Here is a 19,718-nt window from a genome sequence, read left to right on the forward strand (position 1 = left end):
TAGCTTAAGTTTTCCAGCTTAAGTTTGATAGGTTTTATAGATAGCAACGATAAATATAAACAATTATATTTTCTGCTTACTCAGGTCTATTCTTTATCCATACTAATCAAGTGGTTTATTTAAAAAGTGAATTCACTTGAACCTAAGGTGTGACAGAGGCTGTGACATCTTTAACCGTAAGGAATAGACCATGAGTAAGAAACTGACCACAGCAGCGGGTTGCCCTGTTGCATATAACCAGAATGTTCAAACTGCGGGTAAACGCGGTCCACAACTGCTTCAAGATGTTTGGTTCTTAGAGAAACTGGCGCATTTTGACCGTGAAGTGATTCCAGAACGTCGTATGCACGCGAAAGGGTCTGGTGCATATGGCACATTCACCGTTACGCACGATATTACCAAATACACTAAAGCAAAACTGTTCTCTGAAGTGGGCAAAAAAACCGACTTATTTGCCCGTTTTACAACGGTTGCAGGTGAGCGTGGTGCGGCGGATGCCGAACGTGATATCCGTGGTTTTGCTGTGAAGTTTTATACTGAAGAAGGCAACTGGGACATGGTGGGTAACAATACGCCAGTGTTCTTCTTACGCGATCCTTTGAAATTCCCAGATCTAAACCACGCTGTGAAGCGTGACCCACGAACTAACATGCGCAGCGCGAAAAATAACTGGGATTTCTGGACGTCGCTACCTGAAGCGCTTCATCAAATTACTATCGTAATGAGTGACCGTGGTATCCCAGCAACTTATCGCCACATGCATGGTTTTGGTAGCCATACATTCAGCTTCATCAATACTGACAACGAACGCTTCTGGGTTAAATTCCACTTCAAATCTCAGCAAGGTATTAAAAATTTATCTGATGCTGAAGCTGGGAAATTAATTGGTGATGATCGCGAAAGTCACCAACGTGATTTGCTAGAAAGCATCGACAATCAAGACTTCCCGAAATGGACTCTTAAAGTTCAAGTCATGCCAGAAGCGGACGCTTCAAAAGTGTCGTACAACCCATTCGATTTAACGAAGATCTGGCCACACGCTGATTACCCATTAATTGAAGTGGGTGAGCTTGAACTAAATCGTAATCCAGAAAACTTCTTCGCAGAAGTAGAGCAATCTGCATTCAATCCAGCAAGTGTGGTTCCGGGTATTAGCTTCTCTCCAGACAAAATGCTGCAAGGGCGCTTGTTCGCTTATGGTGATGCCCAGCGTTACCGTTTGGGAGTAAACCACCACCATATTCCAGTGAATGCGCCACGTTGCCCAGTACACAGTTATCATCGTGATGGTGCAATGCGTATTGATGGTAATCACGGTGGCACCTTGGGTTATGAGCCAAACGATCAAGGGCAATGGGCGGAGCAACCCGATTTTGCAGAGCCACCACTGAATCTAGAAGGCGCGGCTGATCATTGGAACCACCGTGAAGATGAAGATTATTTCTCACAACCGGGTGACTTGTTCCGTTTAATGACGCCAGAGCAGCAAGGTATTTTGTTTGATAACACAGCGCGTAACTTAGGTGGTGTGCCTAAAGAAATTCAACTTCGTCACCTTAAACACTGCTACAAGGCTGATCCAGCATATGGCGAAGGCATCGGTAAATTGCTTGCAATCGATGTGAGCGAATTTAAATCGTAATCGCGAACTAGACTTGTTAATCAAAAGGCTGTGAGTTACTCGATCAGCGGCCTTTTTTGATCGCGTATTCAACAATTTTTTGCCTAATATTATGAATTATTGAAGTTTTATAGCTAATAGTTTTTACCTATCAAAATGATAAATTCAACCCATTATCTTCACGTTCTAAATGTGATTATCCTATTCTCATTAGTTGATACAGCAGTAGAGTTTGAGATGAGTAAAAGCGCATTAATTGTAGAAGGTGGAGCAATGAGAGGCATCTTCGCCGCCGGAGTATTGGATGCTTTTATGGAGGAAGGATTCCGACCTTATGATTTTGCCATTGGCGTCTCTGCTGGTGTGTCTAACCTTGTTGGTTACTTATCTCAAGCACCAAAGCGCAGTTATAACGTGATAACGACCATGGCGACTGACAAAGTTTTCTTTAACCCAACTCGCTTTGCTAAAGGCGGTAACTTGGTGGATGTTAAGTGGTTATGGGATGAATCCAATAACCGTTTCCCGCTTAACTGTGAGCAATTATTCTCAAGTGTTCCGTTGCTTGCTGCTGTTACAAATATCGATACTGGTAGTGCGGATTATTATCGTATTAAGCCTGAAAACTTATCGAATGTTGTGGAAGCAACCACTGCTCTGCCCATTGCTTATCGTGAAACGCCATGTTTTTCAGGTGGTTGTTACACAGATGGTGGCGTGGCGGACTCGATTCCAGTTCGTGAAGCATACCGCCGTGGTGCTCGTGACATTACCGTGATTTTGTCTCACCCTCTGAGCTATCAAATGAAACCTCAAAAGTATCAATGGATGCTAAAAAAGCTGCTGTCTAAGTATCCAAATATTGCAAAGTCCATGGCTGTACGCGCTGAGAATTACAATCAATCTTTGGAGTTCATCCGAAATCCACCTAAAGATGCGATCATTAAAGTTATTGCTCCACCAGAAGCGTTCGCGGTTAAACGGTTAACGATGGATCAAGGGATTCTAAACGCAGGTTATGAGATGGGCGTTCAAGCAGGTGAAGAGCACCTAGCAATTCGACAAGGGGTACACGGGCTAGATACTGAAAATTGCCATTTCTGTATCTAATGTTTATGGATAGCCAGTTAAAGACCTGATGCTTAGGCAACCTTATGTGCAGTAGTTTATGAGCAATTGTTTAGAAATAATAGTTTATAAACAGTAGTTTCATTTAGACTAGCGATTCATACGATCAAATTGAAACTATTAAATTGAAACGATCAAAAAGCCACGCTTACTGCTGTAGCAAGCGTGGCTTTAGTGGTTTGATTTATCTGTTAATCAGCGATTACATTAAGTCGAGGCTTCATGATTCTAGCCAAGCTAGATCAATTCATTGCCACTTTTTTTATCACTGAAAAATGCTTCAACGCTGGTGAGTGTAGTGTTGGCAATGTTGAATAAAGCATCTTTGGTTAAGAATGCTTGGTGCCCTGTAAATAACACGTTATGACAAGCGGATAGGCGTCGGAACACGTCATCAACAATCACATCGTTAGATTTGTCTTGGAAAAACAACTCTTTTTCGTTGTCGTATACGTCTAGACCTAGTGCGCCAATTCGGCTTTGTTTTAAGGCTTCAATAGCAGCGGTTGAATCCAGTAGTTCACCACGGCTGGTGTTCACTATCATCACACCGTCTTTCATTTTGCCAAACGCTGTTGCATCTAGAAGGTGGTAATTTTCTTTACTCATTGGGCAGTGCAGCGTAATTACGTCAGACTCTTGGTATAGCTCATCGAGCTCCACATATTTTGCGCCAAGCTCTTCAGCTAGTGGGTTTGGATACGGGTCATAGCATAGAATGTTCATGCCTAGACCTTTCAAAATACGCATTGTTGCTAAGCCAATTTTCCCCGAACCAATCACACCCACAGTTTTACCGTGGAAGTTGAAACCAACCAGCCCTTCAAGAGAGAAGTTAGCATCACGAGTTCGTTGGTAGGCTTTGTGTAGCTTGCGGTTTAAACACATCATCATGCCGACAGTGTGCTCGGCAACTGATTCTGGCGAATAAGCTGGCACGCGAACTACTTGTAAACCGAATTCTTTTGCGGCTTCTAAATCGACTTTGTCAAATCCAGCACAGCGCATTGCGATGAGTTTTGTACCGCCTTTCGCCAATTTTTCAAGAACGGGACGAGACAGGTCATCGTTTACAAAAGCACAAACTATTTCGCTTTGATAAGCCATTTTTGCTGTTTTTCTGGTGAGGCGAAAATCGTGAAAGTGAAATTCAGCGTTGAGATCCCCTTTAGCAAGATTGAATGATTTTTCGTCGTATGATTTTGAGCTAAAAAAAGCAATGTTGAGCATAACTTCCTCTCTGTACGAAAGATGCGAATATCGTGTATTCAGGCTAATAATTAGGGCAGTTTGCTAGAGATTTATTATCTTGTCTATCATCATTAGTCATTGTAATTATTAAGGTTATTATATTTAATTCTAGCTGTGCTTATTTTGGAATTATCTTCACTTAGCTAAATGGCTTGTTTTGGTTTTACCGTATTTATCGCGTTTAATTGAATCATCAATGAATTTCACAACGAGTGAGATGAATAAATCGATCACTTATCTTTTCGGGTATTGAACATTTTTTTGGTTTCTTTTTCTGACCAGAAATTGATATTGAATTGAGCATCTTCGCTGAGCTCAACTCGGTGCCAATATTGAGGAGGGCTTGTTGCAAATTGACCTGCATTAATCACCACGACGCTTTCTGGTTCGGTTGCGTCAGCGTTAGCAAAACCATAGAAAGTTACCGTTCCTTCCATCACGCAAATCTGGCCAAACACTCCTTCAGCAGTATTGTGATGGTTAAGTAATGCCGCAGGTATGTTGTCCTTTGAGAAAAATGGCGTTGAGCGTTGAATTGTCCAGTGAGATGGAATTCGTAAATGACTCATAATGAACCTCTGATAAATAGAAATATGGATTTTTTGATAATGACAAACATGAAGCTTGTGATAATTAGAAGCATGGAACTTAGAATTACTGTTAATGAATAACTGCCCGTAGCGATTGAATCGAAGGGCGGGCTCGGAACGATTACCAGTAATTATCGCTACTGAATTGCCCCGCTTGACGGCGTAAGTGTTTGGTTAATCCGATTTTTTTAAGCGCTTCACTTGTGTCGCGAACCATGGCGGGATTTCCACAAAGATAGAAGAAACTATGTTGCTGATCGATGGCGATGGAGGAAGCGTGTTCGAGTTCGCCTCGAAGTAACAACGTTGGGATTCGTCCGCGCAATGTTCCGGTGATTGATTCTCTAGAAATAATTGGCACATAACGTAGTTTTCCTTGAAATTGGTGAACAAGCTGCGCGATGCGCGACTGATAAGTGAGATCTTGCTGAGTTCTGACGGCGTGAACCAATATGATGTTGGCAAATTTATCTGCCATGTGAGGTGTTTCAAGCATGGCAATAAAAGGACCAATCGCGGTACCTGTGGCTAACATCCACAAATCTTTAGCGGCTGGCGGTATTTCTTCTAACGTCATGAAACCGCTGGGCTCTTTCCCTACAAAAATCGCATCGTGAGTATTTAATTCATGAAGTTTTGGTGACAGTTGACCGGAGGCGTCTTTAACAATTAAAAACTCTAGGTGCTGGTGCCCTAGTGCATGGCTTGGTGAGTTCACCATGGAGTAAGCTCGGCGCACATACTCTTGTCTTTCAGGGTTACTGTTCTCTGGAAAGGCTGTTGATTCAGTCGCTATTGCCGGTTCAGTAAGTCTTAGCGGCTCATTAACAAGTGGCAAAGCCAGTTTAGTAAACTGCCCCGCAAGGTAAGGTGAAACAGGGGCGTGCACATGTAGGCTGAATAGTTGGTCGTTCCATTCTATTTTCTTGGTTACTTTTCCTTGAACTAAACCGTGAGGGATACCTTGAGAAACATTGTCCATAGAGCCACCTTATCGATTGGGTTATCCACTGGTGATGCCTATTACATTCGGTACACCAGAAGCCTGTACTAATCATAGTGCATTAACCATGCCGATAATGAGAATTGTTATCAAATGGGTCTTCAGCAAACATCATGAATTTATTTGAGTCATAAAGACCCATAAATTTGATGTCATTATGACGTGCATGTGTTTTCCTGAAGAAAGAAAGAAAGAAAGAAAGAAAGAAAGAAGAAGCCTCTTATTCCACCTTTACACCACTTGGAGTGATAGCTTAAAGGCGAAAACAAAAGGCTTCAGATGAAGGATATGGATGGGCTATTTACGTTTGGTTCGCCCAAAACAAAGCGCGTATAGGCTAGGGATGACGAATAAGACAATTGGCAATGAGAACAATAAACCATAGCCTAGCGTTAAAGACATAGGTCCCATAAACACATCGGTTCCGCCTAAACCATAAGCGAGAGGCAGTAGACCCACGACAGTGGTTATAGAGGTTAATAGTATCGGTCTTAAGCGGCTAGCAGATGCCTCAATCACCGCTTCCAAAGTGTCTTTACCTTCTGCTCGAATCTCGTTAATGCGGTTTATCAGTACCAAAGAGTTGTTCACCACGACGCCTGTCATACCAAGCACGCCAATCAAGGCAAACATAGATAAAGCTTGCATATGAACGACTAGTGCCATTAATGCCGCCACAACTGCAAACGGGATCACAGCCATAACGAGTAACGGCTGTATCAATGAATTAAACATCACTGCTAGAACAAAGTAGATAGCGATCATGGCAGCAGGGAACGCTAATACAAAGCCACTCATGGTTTCATTGGTACTTTCTGCTTCTCCGCCCACATCTAGCGTCACGTTACTCGAATAATGACCTTGCAGCTCGGTGAGCATTTTCTCTGAAAGTGCGACAGAGCTGAGTGTGTCATCCGTAATCTGCGCCGTAACGGTGACTTCTCTTTCTGCGTTGTAGTGTTTGATTAAACGTGGTGCTTCAATGTTCTCTACTTTTGCTAAACGGCTCAGTGGTACTTGGACTCCATCTGGCGTAAATATTTTGGTGGTTGCTAAGCGCTTAATGTCTCTGTATTCGTCTTTCAAAATGACACGAATATCTACTTCTTGATCACCAAGCCAAGTCGATGTGACTGAGTCGCCTTCAAACGCAAGGCGAAGTGTGGTTGCTAAATCAGATACGGTTAAGTTGTATTTCGCTAACCACTCATATTGAGGAACAATGCTCAACTGAGGGTCTTTCAACGCTTCATTGTTGGTAACGCCACTTATACCACTCTGTTGATTCAGCCAATTACTCACCGCCGTTACTGCGAGGTTACGCTCATCTGTTGTGCCCCCAAGAACGCGCATTTCAATCGGCTCTCCCGGAGGTGGACCTCCAGCATCAACCGAGAACTTCACAAAAATCCCGTGGTCATTGTTAGCCACTTTCTCGTTTAACTGAGCAATAATTTGGTCAGCGGTGCGATCACGTAATTCATAGCTGGTCAAAATCAGCAAACCAGTACTTACAGGTGATGAGTAAGTCATGTTGTAAGAGACACGTTCGTTATCGGGTAAAGCTGCGATCGCCTGTTCAATATCATTATGAACGTCACGTATTTTCTCTAATGGGGTCCCTGGTTTAACTTCCGTGTAAATCTCTACGTATTTAGCCGCTTCAGATGGAAATATATCCAATTTTAATGCCATGACCATGCTGGTCGAAAGGGCGCTAATGACCAGTGCTGAAGCGATAACTGACTTCTTGTATTGAAGGCTGAATGTCAGCATTTTTTTGTAGGCGTTGATAATGCCTTCAAAGCGGTCTTTTTGTGTTTGTTGGTTGTCTTTTCCTTTGGTGTTTAACGCACTTGCTAAGTGAGCGGGCAAAGTGAAAGTACATTCAGCCAGTGAAAATAGAAGGGCTGAGATCACCGTGATCGGAATAACGATTAACACTTTACCCATTGTGCCGGGCATAAAAAACATAGGAATGAAAACAAGAGCGGTGGTCGTTAAGCTGGCGATGATTGGCTTAATGACTTTTTGCGTCCCAGTGATTGCCGCCTCTAATGCACTTTTACCTTTCTCTTTTTCTTGGTAAATACTCTCGGCCACAATAACTGAATCATCGACAATAATACCGATCACCAAAAGTAAAGCCGCAAGCGTAATACTGTCTAAGTTTAAGCCCACCATAGGTAGAATAAACATCACGCCTAAAATACAAAATGGAATAGAAACCGATACCCAGAAAGCCACTTGTCTTTTAAGAATTAAGCTTAAGACTGCCAGCACTAATACCAAACCAATACCGCCATTGGTAGACACGATAGAGAACTTATCATTCATGTCATCAGCAAGGTTTAAACCATACTGAAACTGGTACTGGTCACTATATTGAGCTTGTTCTTTTTCCACTAACGCTTTTATGCTGTTCACTGTCGCGATGATGTCTGAACTGGCACTATTCGTCACTGAAAATAGAACCGCTTCTTGACCGTTAATTACTCCCATTTGTGTCGCTTTAGCAAAGGTATCTTCCACGCTTGCTACATCAGATACTCGTATGACGGAACCATTTGGCAGTGATTTAATGACGATATTCGCAATGTCTTCTGCCGAATGAACTTGTGTCATGGTGACAATTTTTTGCTCACTCACCCAAGATTCCACCACCCCACCAGATTGAGATAAATTGCGTTGGTTAATGGCTTGCCCAACTTCATCAAACGTTAATTGGTAACGGCTGATTTTTGTAGGGTCGATCTCTACCCAGAACTCGCGCTCGTTGTAACCAGACATGCTGACGCTACTGACCCCTGAAAGCGCATTCACTTTTTTCTCTAGTTGGTAAGCATATTGCTGCAATAAGTCTGAGTGTACTTGTTCACTGTTTGCAAGGCTGACACCAAAAGTCAGCACCTCAAAAGATGAGGTTTGTTTTTGAGTCACGACTGGTGGATTCGTGATATCTGCCGGTAAGTTGTTCACACGGTCGATTGCTTGTTGAATGTCTCGTAATGCTCTAGCCGCATCTTCCCCGGGTAAAAGCTCGGCTTCAATAAAAGACATGCCATCAGTTGATTGAGAGGAGAAGTAATTGATGCCTTGGACGCTGCGCAGCTCTTTTTCAATAGGGTTAGTGATATTCAGTTCGATATCTTGAGCGGTAGCGCCTGGGTATAGAGTTTCGATTTCAACCGTTTCAAAAGCAACATCAGGATATTCTTGAAGCTTTAAAGTATATAAAGAAGCGACGCCGAGCAGCAGTACCATGATCGTGATGATGCGAGCTAAGAAGCTTCTCTGTGCAAAGTAAGCGATAAGAGATGACATGGTTTTTACCTATTGAATGACAGCAATATTAGAAAGCGTTGTAGAGGCATGAATGGACATGCCTGGCTTTAGCTTTTGGTTGGTATTGTTAATCTCAACTTCTACGGGGTAAGCCATAGTTTGGCTGTCTACTTCGACACCAATGCGGTTGATGGTTGCTTGAAACTTTTTAGCTGGATCGGCTTCAGCCCATAGCTCGATAGGTTGACCAACATTGAGTGAATTAATGTCGTATTCACTTGCCAGTAACCGAACTGTTAATGTGTCGATATTGACGATCTTATAAAGCAGATCCCCCTGATTAACCCATGCGCCATTATCTGTATTTCGATTGACTACAAACCCTGAGATGTTGGATGTGATTTTTGTGTTTTTAAGGTCAAGTTGGGCATTCTCTAACTCAATTCTTGCAAGTGTCAGGCTGGCTTTTGCACTTAGGAAATCGGCATTCGCAATATCTAATTCGTTTTGAGATAAGCTGTTTTTCTTACGCAGTTCTACATAACGCTCATAGACAGATCGCTTGAGTTGCAAGTCTGCTTTAGCAAGTTGTAGATTGGCGGTTTGTTTCGCTACCGCAAAATCGAAGTCTTGTGTTTTAACCGTAGCGATAACTTGCCCTTGTTGAATTGCTTCACCAGAGTCAAAGTTGACACTCTCAACAACACCGCTGATTTCTGCGACCACATTCAACGGGGATTTGCTGATCGTTTGACCGATGAGGTCAACGGCAAAAACAGAAGAGGTAAGAAGAGAGCCGCACAGCAGGCTGATCAGTAGTTGTGGTTTCATGTGAGTATCCCTTTAATTTGATACGTCTAGTGTTACTTCTCTCTTGTCGAGTTTTTGTCGATATGGATTATATAAACTCGTATATTTTATAGAATGACATACTTATATGTTTGAATGATTGTATTTTTGGCTTGGAGTGAACGCGGTTTTTTTCTTATCAATCATGGTGTTGAATTATGTGTGTACGAAATTCGACATTAATTCGACATTGAGCCATTATTATTTCATTCGCATCGTAGTAAATGGGTGTTGCGGTAAATAATTGGGTATCAGGGTAAACAGGCGAGCAGATAATGTTAAAAGGTAAACAAATTTTAATTGTTGAAGATAACGATGAACTTCAGGGGATTTTGGCGGATTTCCTTGAAGTGAAAGGAGCGACAGTAGACTTTGCCGATAATGGTGATTTAGGGCTTAAGCTTGCGTTAAGCAATGAATTTGATGCCATTATCCTTGATGTCATGATGCCGAGAAAAGACGGCATGCAGGTAGCGAAAGAACTCCGGGAAAGAGGGTGCACCACACCTATTTTGATGCTAACGGCATTGAATGGGCGTGATGATGTGTTAAAAGGGTTTGAAAATGGAGTAGACGACTTTGTGAGTAAGCCTTTTGACTTTGAAGAGTTGGAAGTGCGACTTACGGCGTTGATTAAGCGATTTAGAGGGCATGTCGCTGCGGTTGAGTTGTCTTTTGGGGAGCTTGTAATCAATGAAAAAACCAGGCTTGTTCAGCGAGCGGGTCATAACCTCGTGACTACCCCAGTTATGTACCAAATTTTGCTTTTGCTGGTGAAAGCGCAAGGAGAAGTCGTAACTCGTGAGTCTTTAATACAACAACTTTGGGGTGATGACTCACCCGAAAATGACGTGTTACGTAGTCATATTTATCTGCTCAGAAATATACTGGATAAGCCTTTTGCCACACCCATGCTGAAAACAGTACCTAAATGTGGCTTCAGGTTAGAGCTATGAGTATGAGTCGGTGGTCAAAACTTAGGCTTCAGTTGTTTGGTCAACCAAAAGTACACAACATATCTCAAGTTAAAAAACGCTTGATTGTGACTTTTGCTAAAATTGCGTTGTCGACATCCTTTGTCGTTTTCTTTGCTTTCTCTCTTCGCTTAATTTTAGGGGAGGATTACCAACTTGAAGTTCACCTTAAATCTTTCGAAAATATTGCGACTAAACATTATGAACTGGAGCAAGTGCCTACAGCCCAGTTAAGCCAGTCAGTTACCGCGTATTTTGACGAAAAATATCTGCCTGAATACTTACAGAAAGAACTGCCTTTTCAAGAAAACAAAGTCACTCAGTACCGAACTTACAGCAAGCAAGGCATGATGATTTATCACGTGCAATTTGATTTCCAAGGAGTGCGTTTACCGCTTTATTTGACTATCGGCACTAGGTCGATAGATTTTGGTGATGATAGCTGGGATACATTGATGGGTATATCTATGCTGCTAATCATTTTTTTAGTCGTAGTTTTAAACTTCTCAGTGAAAAGAACGTTTGATGAGTTGATGGCTCCTGTAGCTGAGCTTAGCAAACAGTTAAATTCAGGCGTGAAAGGGGACTTTACAGTATCTGAACAAGGTGTTGATGAATTAAAGCAGCTGACAAGAGAATTAAACCATTATCAGAAAATGAGAGACCGTGTCGCTAAACAGGAAATGATGTTTGCAAAATATGCTAGTCATGAATTGAAAACACCAATAGCGATTGTATTGGGTGCTGCGAACTTACAAGCGATGAAAGATGATCCTGAGTTCCAGACTAAACAACGTGAAAGAATTTTGACCGCAGCAGGAAACATGCACGCTACAGTGGAGGTGCTGCTCAATATTGTGAAACAGGAAGATGCGAACCTGAATCAAGAGCCTTGGTTGATTCAGACTAGCGATATTACCTTAGCTGACTTTAGTAAAAAGCGCCCAGAAGCAGTAGCACTGAACTTAAACATAGCTAAGGATAGTCAGCTAAACTTCCCTCCTGTTGTACTGAATATGATTTTGAAGAATCTAGTGCAAAATTCGATTAGGTTTACAGTGGAAGGCGAAATATCGATAAGCATTGCCTCTAATGAGATTACAGTTTGCGACAGTGGTACAGGGTTATGTGGAACCAATGAAACAGAGCATGGACTTGGGTTGTTGATTGTACGGCGCTTATGCATTACTTATGGCTGGAAGTTTGAGATTGAAGATAATGAACACCAAGGTTGTACCGCAAGGCTTTCGCGTACACTTTAGGGGGTAATCAAGTGATCAAATCATCAATATAATTAGTCGAGAGATTATTTATAAGATGAGTATAATGTGCGCTTTTCGTTGTTAATGTAGCCTTGTTTATGTTTGATAAATTCCGCATGGTCTTGAACGTCTTGTTTGTGACTGTAAATACCGCAATGACCGCCTTCACAGTGAGTTTTTTTGGGTTAATTAAGTTGATTCTTCCTGTCCCTACCGTTCAAAAGTCGTGTACACGCTTGGCTAACTTTACCTTCTGGTGCTGGGCGTCTTTGAACTTGTGGATGCTAAATATTAATAACAATATTAAGTGGCAGGTTGAGGGAGCGGAAGACGTTTCAACAAAGCAATGGTATTTGATGATGGCGAATCACCTTAGTTGGGCAGATATCGTTATTTTGTCTTCCATTTTGAAAGATAAATTACCCATGCCTAAGTTCTTCTTAAAACATGAACTGTTGTATGTACCCTTTGTCGGGCTCGCATGTTGGGGGCTGGATATGCCATTTATGAAGCGACATTCTCGTGAATACCTACTCCGTCATCCAGAAAGACGTAATGATGACTTTGATGCTATCAATAAAGCGTGTGAAAAATTTAAGCTAGCGCCAACAACTCTGGTTAACTTTGTGGAAGGTACTCGCGTTAATCAAGAAAAACTAGCAACAGTTAGAACGCCTTATCAACACTTGTTAAAGCCTAAAACTGGTGGCGTCGCTTTTGCTCTATCTGCAATGGGACCGATTTTAGATGGTATTGTTGATGTGACGTTAGCGTACCCAGAGAACCAAGTTTCTCCGTTTGAGGACATGCTAAAAGGCAAACTAACTTCTGTTGTGGTACGCGTGAAAGTGCACCCTATGGATGACAACGTAAATGGTGATTACTTCAAAGATAAAGCGTTTAAACGCCGTTTCCATGCTTGGTTGAATGAAACCTGGCAAGAAAAAGACGAATATCTACAAGGTGTTTATCGTAAGTACAGTAAATAGCTTATCGATGAAAACATCTGAATAATCCTATAAAAATGCCAGCATAGTCGCTGGCATTTTTGTATCTGGATCTAGGCAATTCTATATAGGTATTTTACTGGATAGCTGTTGGTCATTATTAGATAACTTCAGGTAATTAACTAGATAGCTCGGGTAATTGGATCGCTTTGTAAGCTTCAATGATGTGCTCTACCTGATTTTGCTTTCCTAGCTGTAAACGCTGGTAATGTTGAAGGGTTTTACTGCGGTAATTGAGCGCGGTTTTGAGCTGAAGCTCGGTATCGGCTTGCCATATTTTCTCGCCAACAGGGTGAACTTTTTGACTCGGTTGTTGTTGGGGCTGATTGCTGAGCAACATGATCTCGTAGAAGCGGCGGTTTTCTTCTAGTAAGCATTCGTCTTTCATCTGAAAATTGAGCTGTTGTAATTGCTGTCTTAATTCAAACTGCTGGTGGACCGGGCATATTAAAAAGTCGAGTGCTAACGTCAGATACTGTGCATGGATAGATTCGATAAAATGTTGAGTCAGATCGCCCCCCACACCCGCAATAATGACTAGGTGTTTTCCTTCATACTGATCAAAGGCAATATCAACCACATCGCCGCAATGTACTTCCCAAGTTGACTCAGTTGCTTCAGATTTTGGGAAATAGCGTGCAAGTTTGATTTCTAATTCATCCATTAACTGGGGCACAATATCAATGAAATGAATAGTGGGAGCTTTGTTCGCGGTCAGTAAGTGAGTACCAAGAAAACCGTGGTCACAACAACAATCCCATATATGGGTGTATTCGTCACCGACGAGAGATTCAATGGTTTGCAGTCGCTTACTCAGTTTCATTCTTTTATAGCCGTTATTTGGAAATCATAGGGAATAATAGGAGGCGCATTGTAATGGTTTTTCATAAAAAAAAGCACCCGTTTTACAAGGTGCTTTGATTAAGACTAATGATTTGAACAAAGCTAAGTTTCAATGAAGAATAAAGCAGCGCTAACCCTGATTATTAACTAAGAGGCTACCTCTTGGTTGGAGACATACATTTCTACTCGGTTTCTTCCTAGCAGCCTTGCTTGTTTTTTTGCATGTTCAGCGTGAGCTAGGCTGAATGCATGAGACTCAATGATTTTGGTATAACCGATACTTGCGCTCAGTGTTAGCGAATCTAACGGTGTATCAATGACTTTTTCTGACAGGGCGATCCTACATTGGTCTAATTGGTATTTTGCATCTTCATTGTTATTCGCATGAAACAAAATACCAAACTGATTGCCGTTTAATCGAGCTACACTTACCCCTTTTGGTTTTGGGAAATGGTCTCGAATAGTCTCGGCTGTGCTAATAATGGCGGTGTCACCAATTTGCTCGCCATAATGACGATTAATGTACTCAAAATTATCAATGCTTAGACGAGCTAAAAAAGTATCAGGTGTGTTTTTGTAGAGCTCTAAAGTACTGTTAAAAAATGCCTTATTCTCTAGCTGAGTCATAATGTCTTTACTCTTCAATTGATGATTAAGGAGTAAATTAGCCAGAGACACTTCAGAGTAACTTCTAGTTAGTCGCAAAATACTATTGTTAATAGGAAAGTAACTATTTACATAGATAACGGCAATTAACTGCTCTGTTGAATAAAGTGGTATGCAGTAGTGGCGTTGGTGGATTTTTAGTTTCTTAGCCAGAGGATCTGTATATTGGCTTCCTTGATAAGTGAGGGTATCCGGTTTAAAACGAGATGCTAAATCACCATCAGAATGTACGATGGTTTTATTGCCATGGTAATCAAGCGTACTGAAGTTGTGCGAGTTTGGGTCGTATAAACAAAATTGCACACCGCGGTGGTAAGTGAACTTATCAAAAATAGATTTTAGCTGATGCTTGAAGCTTGCTAAGTCATTCACTTGGTTGAGTGTCGACAGTGATATATTCAATTGGTGCGAAAGATAATTGAACACAAACCAGAGTAACAACATAGAGGCAATTAGAATGCCAGCAATAGTGAACTGGTAAGAAGAAGATAAGATCTCACGGCGGTCTGTTCCCGCGATGAATACCCAGTTTAAATCATTATCCGCATTAAAGACGGAAACTTTGAAGTTTCCTCGGTAATAATATTCGTATTTCCCATTGGTTAAGCCTGAATCTAAAAGAGACTTGATCCCTGCATTGTAGCTGATTGACTGGCTACCTATTCGAATTGGATCTGGATGAAACACCAATTTTTCTGTGGTTTGGTCTACGACAAAAATATAGCCCTTATTGAGTGTTTTGAGATCTTTTAGCCCTTGTGTCGTATGCAATAAATCAAACTCGATCCAAATCTCTTCATCTTGGTCTAACTTGCTGTTTTTAATTGCAAATACCCATCGATGATTAGGCTTTTGGTAAACTGAGGAAATGAAAAAATCCCCAGAGACAGTATTGATTGATCGCCACTGAATATTGTTAATAACGTCGTGACTTAAAGGCTGGTTTATCGAAGAAGAATAAATTTGAGAGCTTGGTGTAAAGCGAACAATGTCAGAAAAGTATGAGGACCGCTTGAGTATAGTATTTGCCAGTTCATCGAAGTTTTGCTGGGCGACTTGTTTATTGGGAGTGGAGAGTATGGCTTTCTCTAATAAATTAAGCTTACCGAAAGTGGCTTCGATATTTGATCTTACTAGAGAAGTGGCAATTCTAATATTTGAAGAAGACTGTTCATGAGCAGAATCTTCTGCTTCTTTCAACTGTACCGCGGCTAAATAAAGCATAAAGCCAGTTAATAATATAATGTACGGCCTTGTTAGCCGAATGAGTGTTTTAGGTAAAGCCATGATATCCAAAGACGTGGTGAATCTGTTTTTTATTGTGGAAGCATAGTAAACAGTTTTCACACTCACATCAATGCAAATGATTCCATATAATTTTCGGAATTTTGTGATGATTAGCTTAAAAAAAAGCCAGCTATAAAGTTAGCTGGCTCTTATCAATTTGTAATGCTTTTTTAAGCATTAAGCATTAAGCATTAAGCATTAAGCATTAAGCATTCGGCGTGTAATGCAAAATAGCCATTGAGGTTGGTGATAGCAACATTTCACCTTCTGCTGAACAGGCTTTCACGTTCCGTAAGTTAGTATCGCAGATGGTTACCCAGCTTTGATTTCGGTCACTTGGCAAAGTAAACCTAGCAGGTGCATTTGTTTGGTTTATTAAATAAATGAGTTCGTTGCCATCTTTACCAATTCCTAAGTGTAACGCTACAGAGCTTAAGCGGTTCCAGTCATCATGATCCATGATTGTGCCATCTACACGGCTCCAAGAAATTCGGTTTGAGTTTCGCTTATCACCACTAAAGGCTTTGATGAACGGCACCATAAACTCTTGGCGAGCGGCAACCATTTCTGAAAGCCAGCTTTTGAAGTAATCTTTACGCTCAGAAATGTCCCAATTCAACCAACTTGTTTCGCCATCCTGGCAGTAAGCATTGTTGTTGCCTTTTTGGCTATGTGAAAGGACATCTGCAGTTAGAATGTGCGGAATACCAAAAGCAAACAGCAAACTTGCCATAAAGTTGCGCTTTTGTTTTTCACGAGTCGCGATAACTAATAAGTTTTCCGTCTCGCCTTCTATTCCGTAGTTTTCAGAACGGTTATCACCATGACCATCTCGGTTGTGTTCACCATTATCTTCATTGTGCTTATGCTTATAAGAAACGAGATCCTGCATAGTGAACCCATCATGGTAAGTGATGTAGTTAACCGTCAATTTATAAGGCCAATGGGCAGCGCTATAAATGTCTCTAGAGCCCATTAAACGGGTCGCAAACTCTTTCAAATAACCTTGGTCACCTCGCCAAAAGCTGCGTGTGATATCTCTTAACTTGTCGTTACATTCATTCCAACCGAGTGGAAAGTTGCCAACTTGGTAGCCATTTGGTCCGATATCCCAAGGTTCTGCAATCAGTTTGGTTTCACGAAGAACCGGATCTTGAGCAACGGCTTTGAAGAATGCAGCTTCAGGGTTGTAGTCGTCCCCTTGTCGCCCAAGTGTTGCGGCTAAATCAAAGCGAAAGCCATCCACTTTATATTCGCTAACCCAATAGCGAAGTGTATCCATCACTAAATTTAAAGCAGGCTGGTACGTGAGATCGACAGTATTTCCGCAACCTGTGAAGTTCGCGAAATGTTGTCCATGTTTAATATAAAAGCGTTGATCGAGTGCTTTGAGATTAAAGACTGTGCCACCTTCGCCACCTTCCGCTGTGTGGTTATAAACCACGTCTAAAATGACTTCAATACCATTACGGTGAAGTTCTCTAATCGCAGTTTTCAGTTCTGTCACTGCATCTTTATCTGCATAACGAGGGTCTGGAACCATGAAAAGGTAGGGGTTATAGCCCCAGTAGTTGACCTTTTCCATATCCAGAAGGTGGGGTTCATGCATACAAGCTGCAACGGGAAGTAGCTGCAAAGAATTGATGTTTTGTTGCTTATAGAAAGCCAACATTTCAGGGCTCACTAACCCTAAATAGCGACCTTGGTCTTTGGTTGGAATTTCTGGATGAAGTTTTGACAGCCCTTTTACATGGGTTTCAAATAATACGGTATCTTCGCGGTCAATTCTTGGGTGTTCGGTACCTTGCCAATCGAAGCTGTCATCGGTCACTACACACTTTGCCATGGAGAAGCTTTTATCATTCGTGTAAGGCGTGCTGTAATGTAAAGGTTCACTTAGTGCTTTAGCGTAAGGGTCTGAAAGTAATAAAGAGCCATCGCAATTTTCAACGATGTATCCGTATTTTTGCCCTGCTTTAATATCTTCAATGAATGTATGTTTAATTCCTGCGTACTCTCCCTCTAATTTATATGTTTTGAATTCATCTTTATCGTCAAATAAAGCTAGGGAGATAGATTTACATTCAGGTGAATAAATTGAAAAGTTACAACCAGCATTACTTAGCGTAGCGCCTAGTGGATAAGGGCGAGAGAGAGTTTTAGTCATTACTTATTATTCTTGTTCAGTTAAACAACATTAGTTAACTATAAGTAAAAAGCTTTGTCACAGTAAGGTCAAGCATCTTCACAGATTAATTATTTATTAAAATTTTTTATTATTAATTCGTTCAATGTATATGTTTGATGTGCGTCCCATTTATACTGAATAAGTCGATCTAGGTGCGGTCTACTCCTCCTAATTTAAGTGATCCAACTCCCTTAAACACCGTTCTGTATATTTTCTACGCCTTTCTCATCCCCCCTAAATTAGATTAGGGTGGAGGAAGTCAAAGTTGTCATCCTTTCTTAATATTGACCCCGTTGAAACAAATTGTAGGGGAAACCCTAGTACCTCTCTACGTTACGTTGCCATTACTGCCTTTGGTTGTTTCATGAGAGCAAAAATAAAAATATTAATAATGAATCGTCCTTAATGGAGTTAAGAATGAAAAAAGTAAGTTTGATTGCTGCTGCAGTGGCTTCCGCACTAATTGCTGGTTCAGCGTTCGCAGAAAGTGAAGTTGCATTAGATGTGACAAGTGGTGACTCTGCAATGGAAGTAGAGGTTAAAAACCCTACTGACGTATTATCTGATGGTTGGGAAGTGCATGGTTACATGTCTTCTAACTACCGACTAATTGATGGTAATACTGATGCTACAACATTCAGCAAGGGTGATTACCATGTAGCTGGTTCTTCGGCAACGAGTGAAAGTACTAACCAAGTTGAATTTGTAATTAAAAAGCATTCTGAATACGGTAATGGCGTGTGGGCTAACTACAACGTTAGAACTGAATACGGCAACGGCAATTCATACGCTTATTCTTCATCTGGTAACCAGAAAAACAACACAGATTCACAATTTGAAGTTAAAGAAGCATTCATCGAAATCGGTGCTCTTCCATACCTTGGTGAAGATTCGGTAGTTTGGGCTGGTCAACGTTTCTTGAACCGTTCTGCTGGCATCCTTTCTGGAGAGTTCTGGAAGCAATCTTCTGGTGTTGGTGCAGGTTTTGAAACGAAATTAGCAGGCAACAAGTTTGGTATTGCAGCTGTGTCTGCTGATCCAAAAGCTACTGTAAATGATACAACTAAAGAACGCCAAACTCGTACATCTTTGGATTTCTATTACTACGGCGTTGATGCTGGAATTGGTAGTTTAGACTTTGATGCGAAGATCATGAAACAAGACCGAGTGACAGGCAGCAATGCTGACGAAGCTGAGTCTGGTGTTGGCTTATCGGTTACTTTAAACTCTAGCTACTACGGCTTAGACGGTTGGGCACAAACTGGTATCGCTTACGGTACAGGCATGGCGACTAACCGCGGTGTTAACTTTGGTGAGTGGAATGAAACATTCTTAGAAGATGATAATTCACTATTTATTACTTCTTACGGTGTGTTGAACATTTCAGATAAAGTTCAACTAGGTACTGAGTTTACTCACTGGGAAATGCTAGAGATTGGTGCTTGGGGTCTAGATGAAGGTGGTTCACGTACTATGTTTGCTGCTCGTCCATCTTACAAAGTAAATGATAACCTACGTTTTGAACTTACTGCATCTTACTCAATCGAGAAAGCTGAACAATGGCATGCTAAAGACGGTTCTTGGGTATTCGTTGAAGCGGCACCAGTATTTACAGTTAACGCAGACTACTTTGGTCGTCCGCAAATCAAACCTTACGTTGCTTACATGACTGCGCTAGAAGATGGCGTTGGTAACAAAGGTATTGATGGCTCTAAAGATGAAACAGTAGTGGGTGTTCACGCTGAAATCTGGTTCTAAACCATT

Annotated in this window: 14 protein-coding genes; 6 read left to right on the forward strand and 8 right to left on the reverse strand. The window is 41.4% G+C overall.

Annotation, left to right across the window (positions count from 1 at the left end; all coding sequences use genetic code 11):
• Nucleotides 1–190: 190 nt before the first annotated feature.
• Together OCU78_RS22605 and OCU78_RS22610 are read left to right on the forward strand one after the other, a co-directional pair.
• Nucleotides 191–1,642, forward strand: a complete 1,452-nt coding sequence (locus tag OCU78_RS22605) for a catalase (RefSeq protein WP_137371896.1) — start codon at nucleotides 191–193, stop codon at nucleotides 1,640–1,642.
• A gap of 216 nt (nucleotides 1,643–1,858) precedes the next feature.
• Nucleotides 1,859–2,731 (forward strand): patatin-like phospholipase family protein, encoded by an 873-nt coding sequence (locus tag OCU78_RS22610; protein WP_137371897.1) that lies wholly within the window; start codon nucleotides 1,859–1,861, stop codon nucleotides 2,729–2,731.
• 255 nt (nucleotides 2,732–2,986) lie between these two features.
• On the opposite strand, the gene OCU78_RS22615 is transcribed toward OCU78_RS22610, so the two are convergent.
• From OCU78_RS22615 to OCU78_RS22635, 5 genes are all read right to left on the reverse strand, one after another.
• Nucleotides 2,987–3,979: a 2-hydroxyacid dehydrogenase gene (locus OCU78_RS22615; protein WP_137371898.1), complete on the reverse strand. Its 993-nt coding sequence runs from the start codon at nucleotides 3,977–3,979 to the stop codon at nucleotides 2,987–2,989.
• Between the two features lie 251 nt (nucleotides 3,980–4,230).
• Nucleotides 4,231–4,569, reverse strand: coding sequence for a DUF1971 domain-containing protein (locus OCU78_RS22620; protein ID WP_137371899.1), 339 nt, complete (start codon nucleotides 4,567–4,569; stop codon nucleotides 4,231–4,233).
• 142 nt (nucleotides 4,570–4,711) lie between these two features.
• Entirely contained in the window at nucleotides 4,712–5,572 is an 861-nt protein-coding gene (locus OCU78_RS22625; RefSeq protein ID WP_137371900.1) for a ferredoxin--NADP reductase, read from the reverse strand.
• A 318-nt stretch (nucleotides 5,573–5,890) separates the two neighbouring features.
• On the reverse strand, nucleotides 5,891–8,917 hold the full coding sequence (locus OCU78_RS22630; RefSeq protein WP_137371901.1) for an efflux RND transporter permease subunit: 3,027 nt from the start codon (nucleotides 8,915–8,917) through the stop codon (nucleotides 5,891–5,893).
• Nucleotides 8,918–8,926: 9 nt separating this feature from the next.
• Nucleotides 8,927–9,709, reverse strand: a complete 783-nt coding sequence (locus OCU78_RS22635; RefSeq protein ID WP_137371902.1) for an efflux RND transporter periplasmic adaptor subunit — start codon at nucleotides 9,707–9,709, stop codon at nucleotides 8,927–8,929.
• A gap of 293 nt (nucleotides 9,710–10,002) precedes the next feature.
• Between OCU78_RS22635 and OCU78_RS22640 the strand changes: the two genes are divergently transcribed.
• The 3 genes from OCU78_RS22640 to OCU78_RS22650 all read left to right on the forward strand — a co-directional run bounded on the left by OCU78_RS22640 (nucleotide 10,003) and on the right by OCU78_RS22650 (nucleotide 12,952).
• Nucleotides 10,003–10,683, forward strand: a complete 681-nt coding sequence (locus OCU78_RS22640; RefSeq protein WP_137371903.1) for a response regulator transcription factor — start codon at nucleotides 10,003–10,005, stop codon at nucleotides 10,681–10,683.
• 2 nt (nucleotides 10,684–10,685) lie between these two features.
• Entirely contained in the window at nucleotides 10,686–11,963 is a 1,278-nt protein-coding gene (locus tag OCU78_RS22645) for a sensor histidine kinase (protein ID WP_137371904.1), read from the forward strand.
• Between the two features lie 98 nt (nucleotides 11,964–12,061).
• On the forward strand, nucleotides 12,062–12,952 hold the full coding sequence (locus OCU78_RS22650; RefSeq protein WP_137371905.1) for an acyltransferase: 891 nt from the start codon (nucleotides 12,062–12,064) through the stop codon (nucleotides 12,950–12,952).
• Nucleotides 12,953–13,088: 136 nt separating this feature from the next.
• Here OCU78_RS22650 and OCU78_RS22655 read toward each other — a convergent pair whose 3' ends face one another.
• The 3 genes from OCU78_RS22655 to glgX form a co-directional block, all read right to left on the reverse strand.
• Nucleotides 13,089–13,793: a tRNA (adenine(22)-N(1))-methyltransferase gene (locus OCU78_RS22655; protein ID WP_137371906.1), complete on the reverse strand. Its 705-nt coding sequence runs from the start codon at nucleotides 13,791–13,793 to the stop codon at nucleotides 13,089–13,091.
• Nucleotides 13,794–13,960: 167 nt separating this feature from the next.
• Complete coding sequence (locus OCU78_RS22660) at nucleotides 13,961–15,703, reverse strand: sensor domain-containing diguanylate cyclase (RefSeq protein ID WP_137372262.1); 1,743 nt, start codon at nucleotides 15,701–15,703, stop codon at nucleotides 13,961–13,963.
• 268 nt (nucleotides 15,704–15,971) lie between these two features.
• Complete coding sequence (glgX, locus tag OCU78_RS22665) at nucleotides 15,972–17,933, reverse strand: glycogen debranching protein GlgX (RefSeq protein ID WP_137371907.1); 1,962 nt, start codon at nucleotides 17,931–17,933, stop codon at nucleotides 15,972–15,974.
• Nucleotides 17,934–18,371: 438 nt separating this feature from the next.
• On the opposite strand from glgX, the gene OCU78_RS22670 reads away from it, so the two are divergent.
• Complete coding sequence (locus OCU78_RS22670; protein ID WP_137371908.1) at nucleotides 18,372–19,712, forward strand: carbohydrate porin; 1,341 nt, start codon at nucleotides 18,372–18,374, stop codon at nucleotides 19,710–19,712.
• Nucleotides 19,713–19,718: the final 6 nt, after the last annotated feature.

The sequence above is a fragment of the Vibrio gallaecicus genome, from assembly GCF_024347495.1.
GTDB lineage: Bacteria > Pseudomonadota > Gammaproteobacteria > Enterobacterales > Vibrionaceae > Vibrio > Vibrio gallaecicus.

Excerpts from the sequence above, each read along its gene's own strand:
- OCU78_RS22670 (WP_137371908.1), top strand. The coding sequence starts at position 18,372 with ATGAAAAAAGTAAGTTTGATTGCTGCTGCAGTGGCTTCCGCACTAATT.
- OCU78_RS22630 (WP_137371901.1), bottom strand. The coding sequence starts at position 8,917 with ATGTCATCTCTTATCGCTTACTTTGCACAGAGAAGCTTCTTAGCTCGC.
- OCU78_RS22615 (WP_137371898.1), bottom strand. The coding sequence starts at position 3,979 with ATGCTCAACATTGCTTTTTTTAGCTCAAAATCATACGACGAAAAATCA.
- OCU78_RS22620 (WP_137371899.1), bottom strand. The coding sequence starts at position 4,569 with ATGAGTCATTTACGAATTCCATCTCACTGGACAATTCAACGCTCAACG.
- OCU78_RS22640 (WP_137371903.1), top strand. The coding sequence starts at position 10,003 with ATGTTAAAAGGTAAACAAATTTTAATTGTTGAAGATAACGATGAACTT.
- OCU78_RS22635 (WP_137371902.1), bottom strand. The coding sequence starts at position 9,709 with ATGAAACCACAACTACTGATCAGCCTGCTGTGCGGCTCTCTTCTTACC.
- glgX (WP_137371907.1), bottom strand. The coding sequence starts at position 17,933 with ATGACTAAAACTCTCTCTCGCCCTTATCCACTAGGCGCTACGCTAAGT.
- OCU78_RS22605 (WP_137371896.1), top strand. The coding sequence starts at position 191 with ATGAGTAAGAAACTGACCACAGCAGCGGGTTGCCCTGTTGCATATAAC.
- OCU78_RS22660 (WP_137372262.1), bottom strand. The coding sequence starts at position 15,703 with ATGCTTTATTTAGCCGCGGTACAGTTGAAAGAAGCAGAAGATTCTGCT.
- OCU78_RS22610 (WP_137371897.1), top strand. The coding sequence starts at position 1,859 with ATGAGTAAAAGCGCATTAATTGTAGAAGGTGGAGCAATGAGAGGCATC.
- OCU78_RS22650 (WP_137371905.1), top strand. The coding sequence starts at position 12,062 with ATGTTTGATAAATTCCGCATGGTCTTGAACGTCTTGTTTGTGACTGTA.
- OCU78_RS22655 (WP_137371906.1), bottom strand. The coding sequence starts at position 13,793 with ATGAAACTGAGTAAGCGACTGCAAACCATTGAATCTCTCGTCGGTGAC.
- OCU78_RS22645 (WP_137371904.1), top strand. The coding sequence starts at position 10,686 with ATGAGTCGGTGGTCAAAACTTAGGCTTCAGTTGTTTGGTCAACCAAAA.
- OCU78_RS22625 (WP_137371900.1), bottom strand. The coding sequence starts at position 5,572 with ATGGACAATGTTTCTCAAGGTATCCCTCACGGTTTAGTTCAAGGAAAA.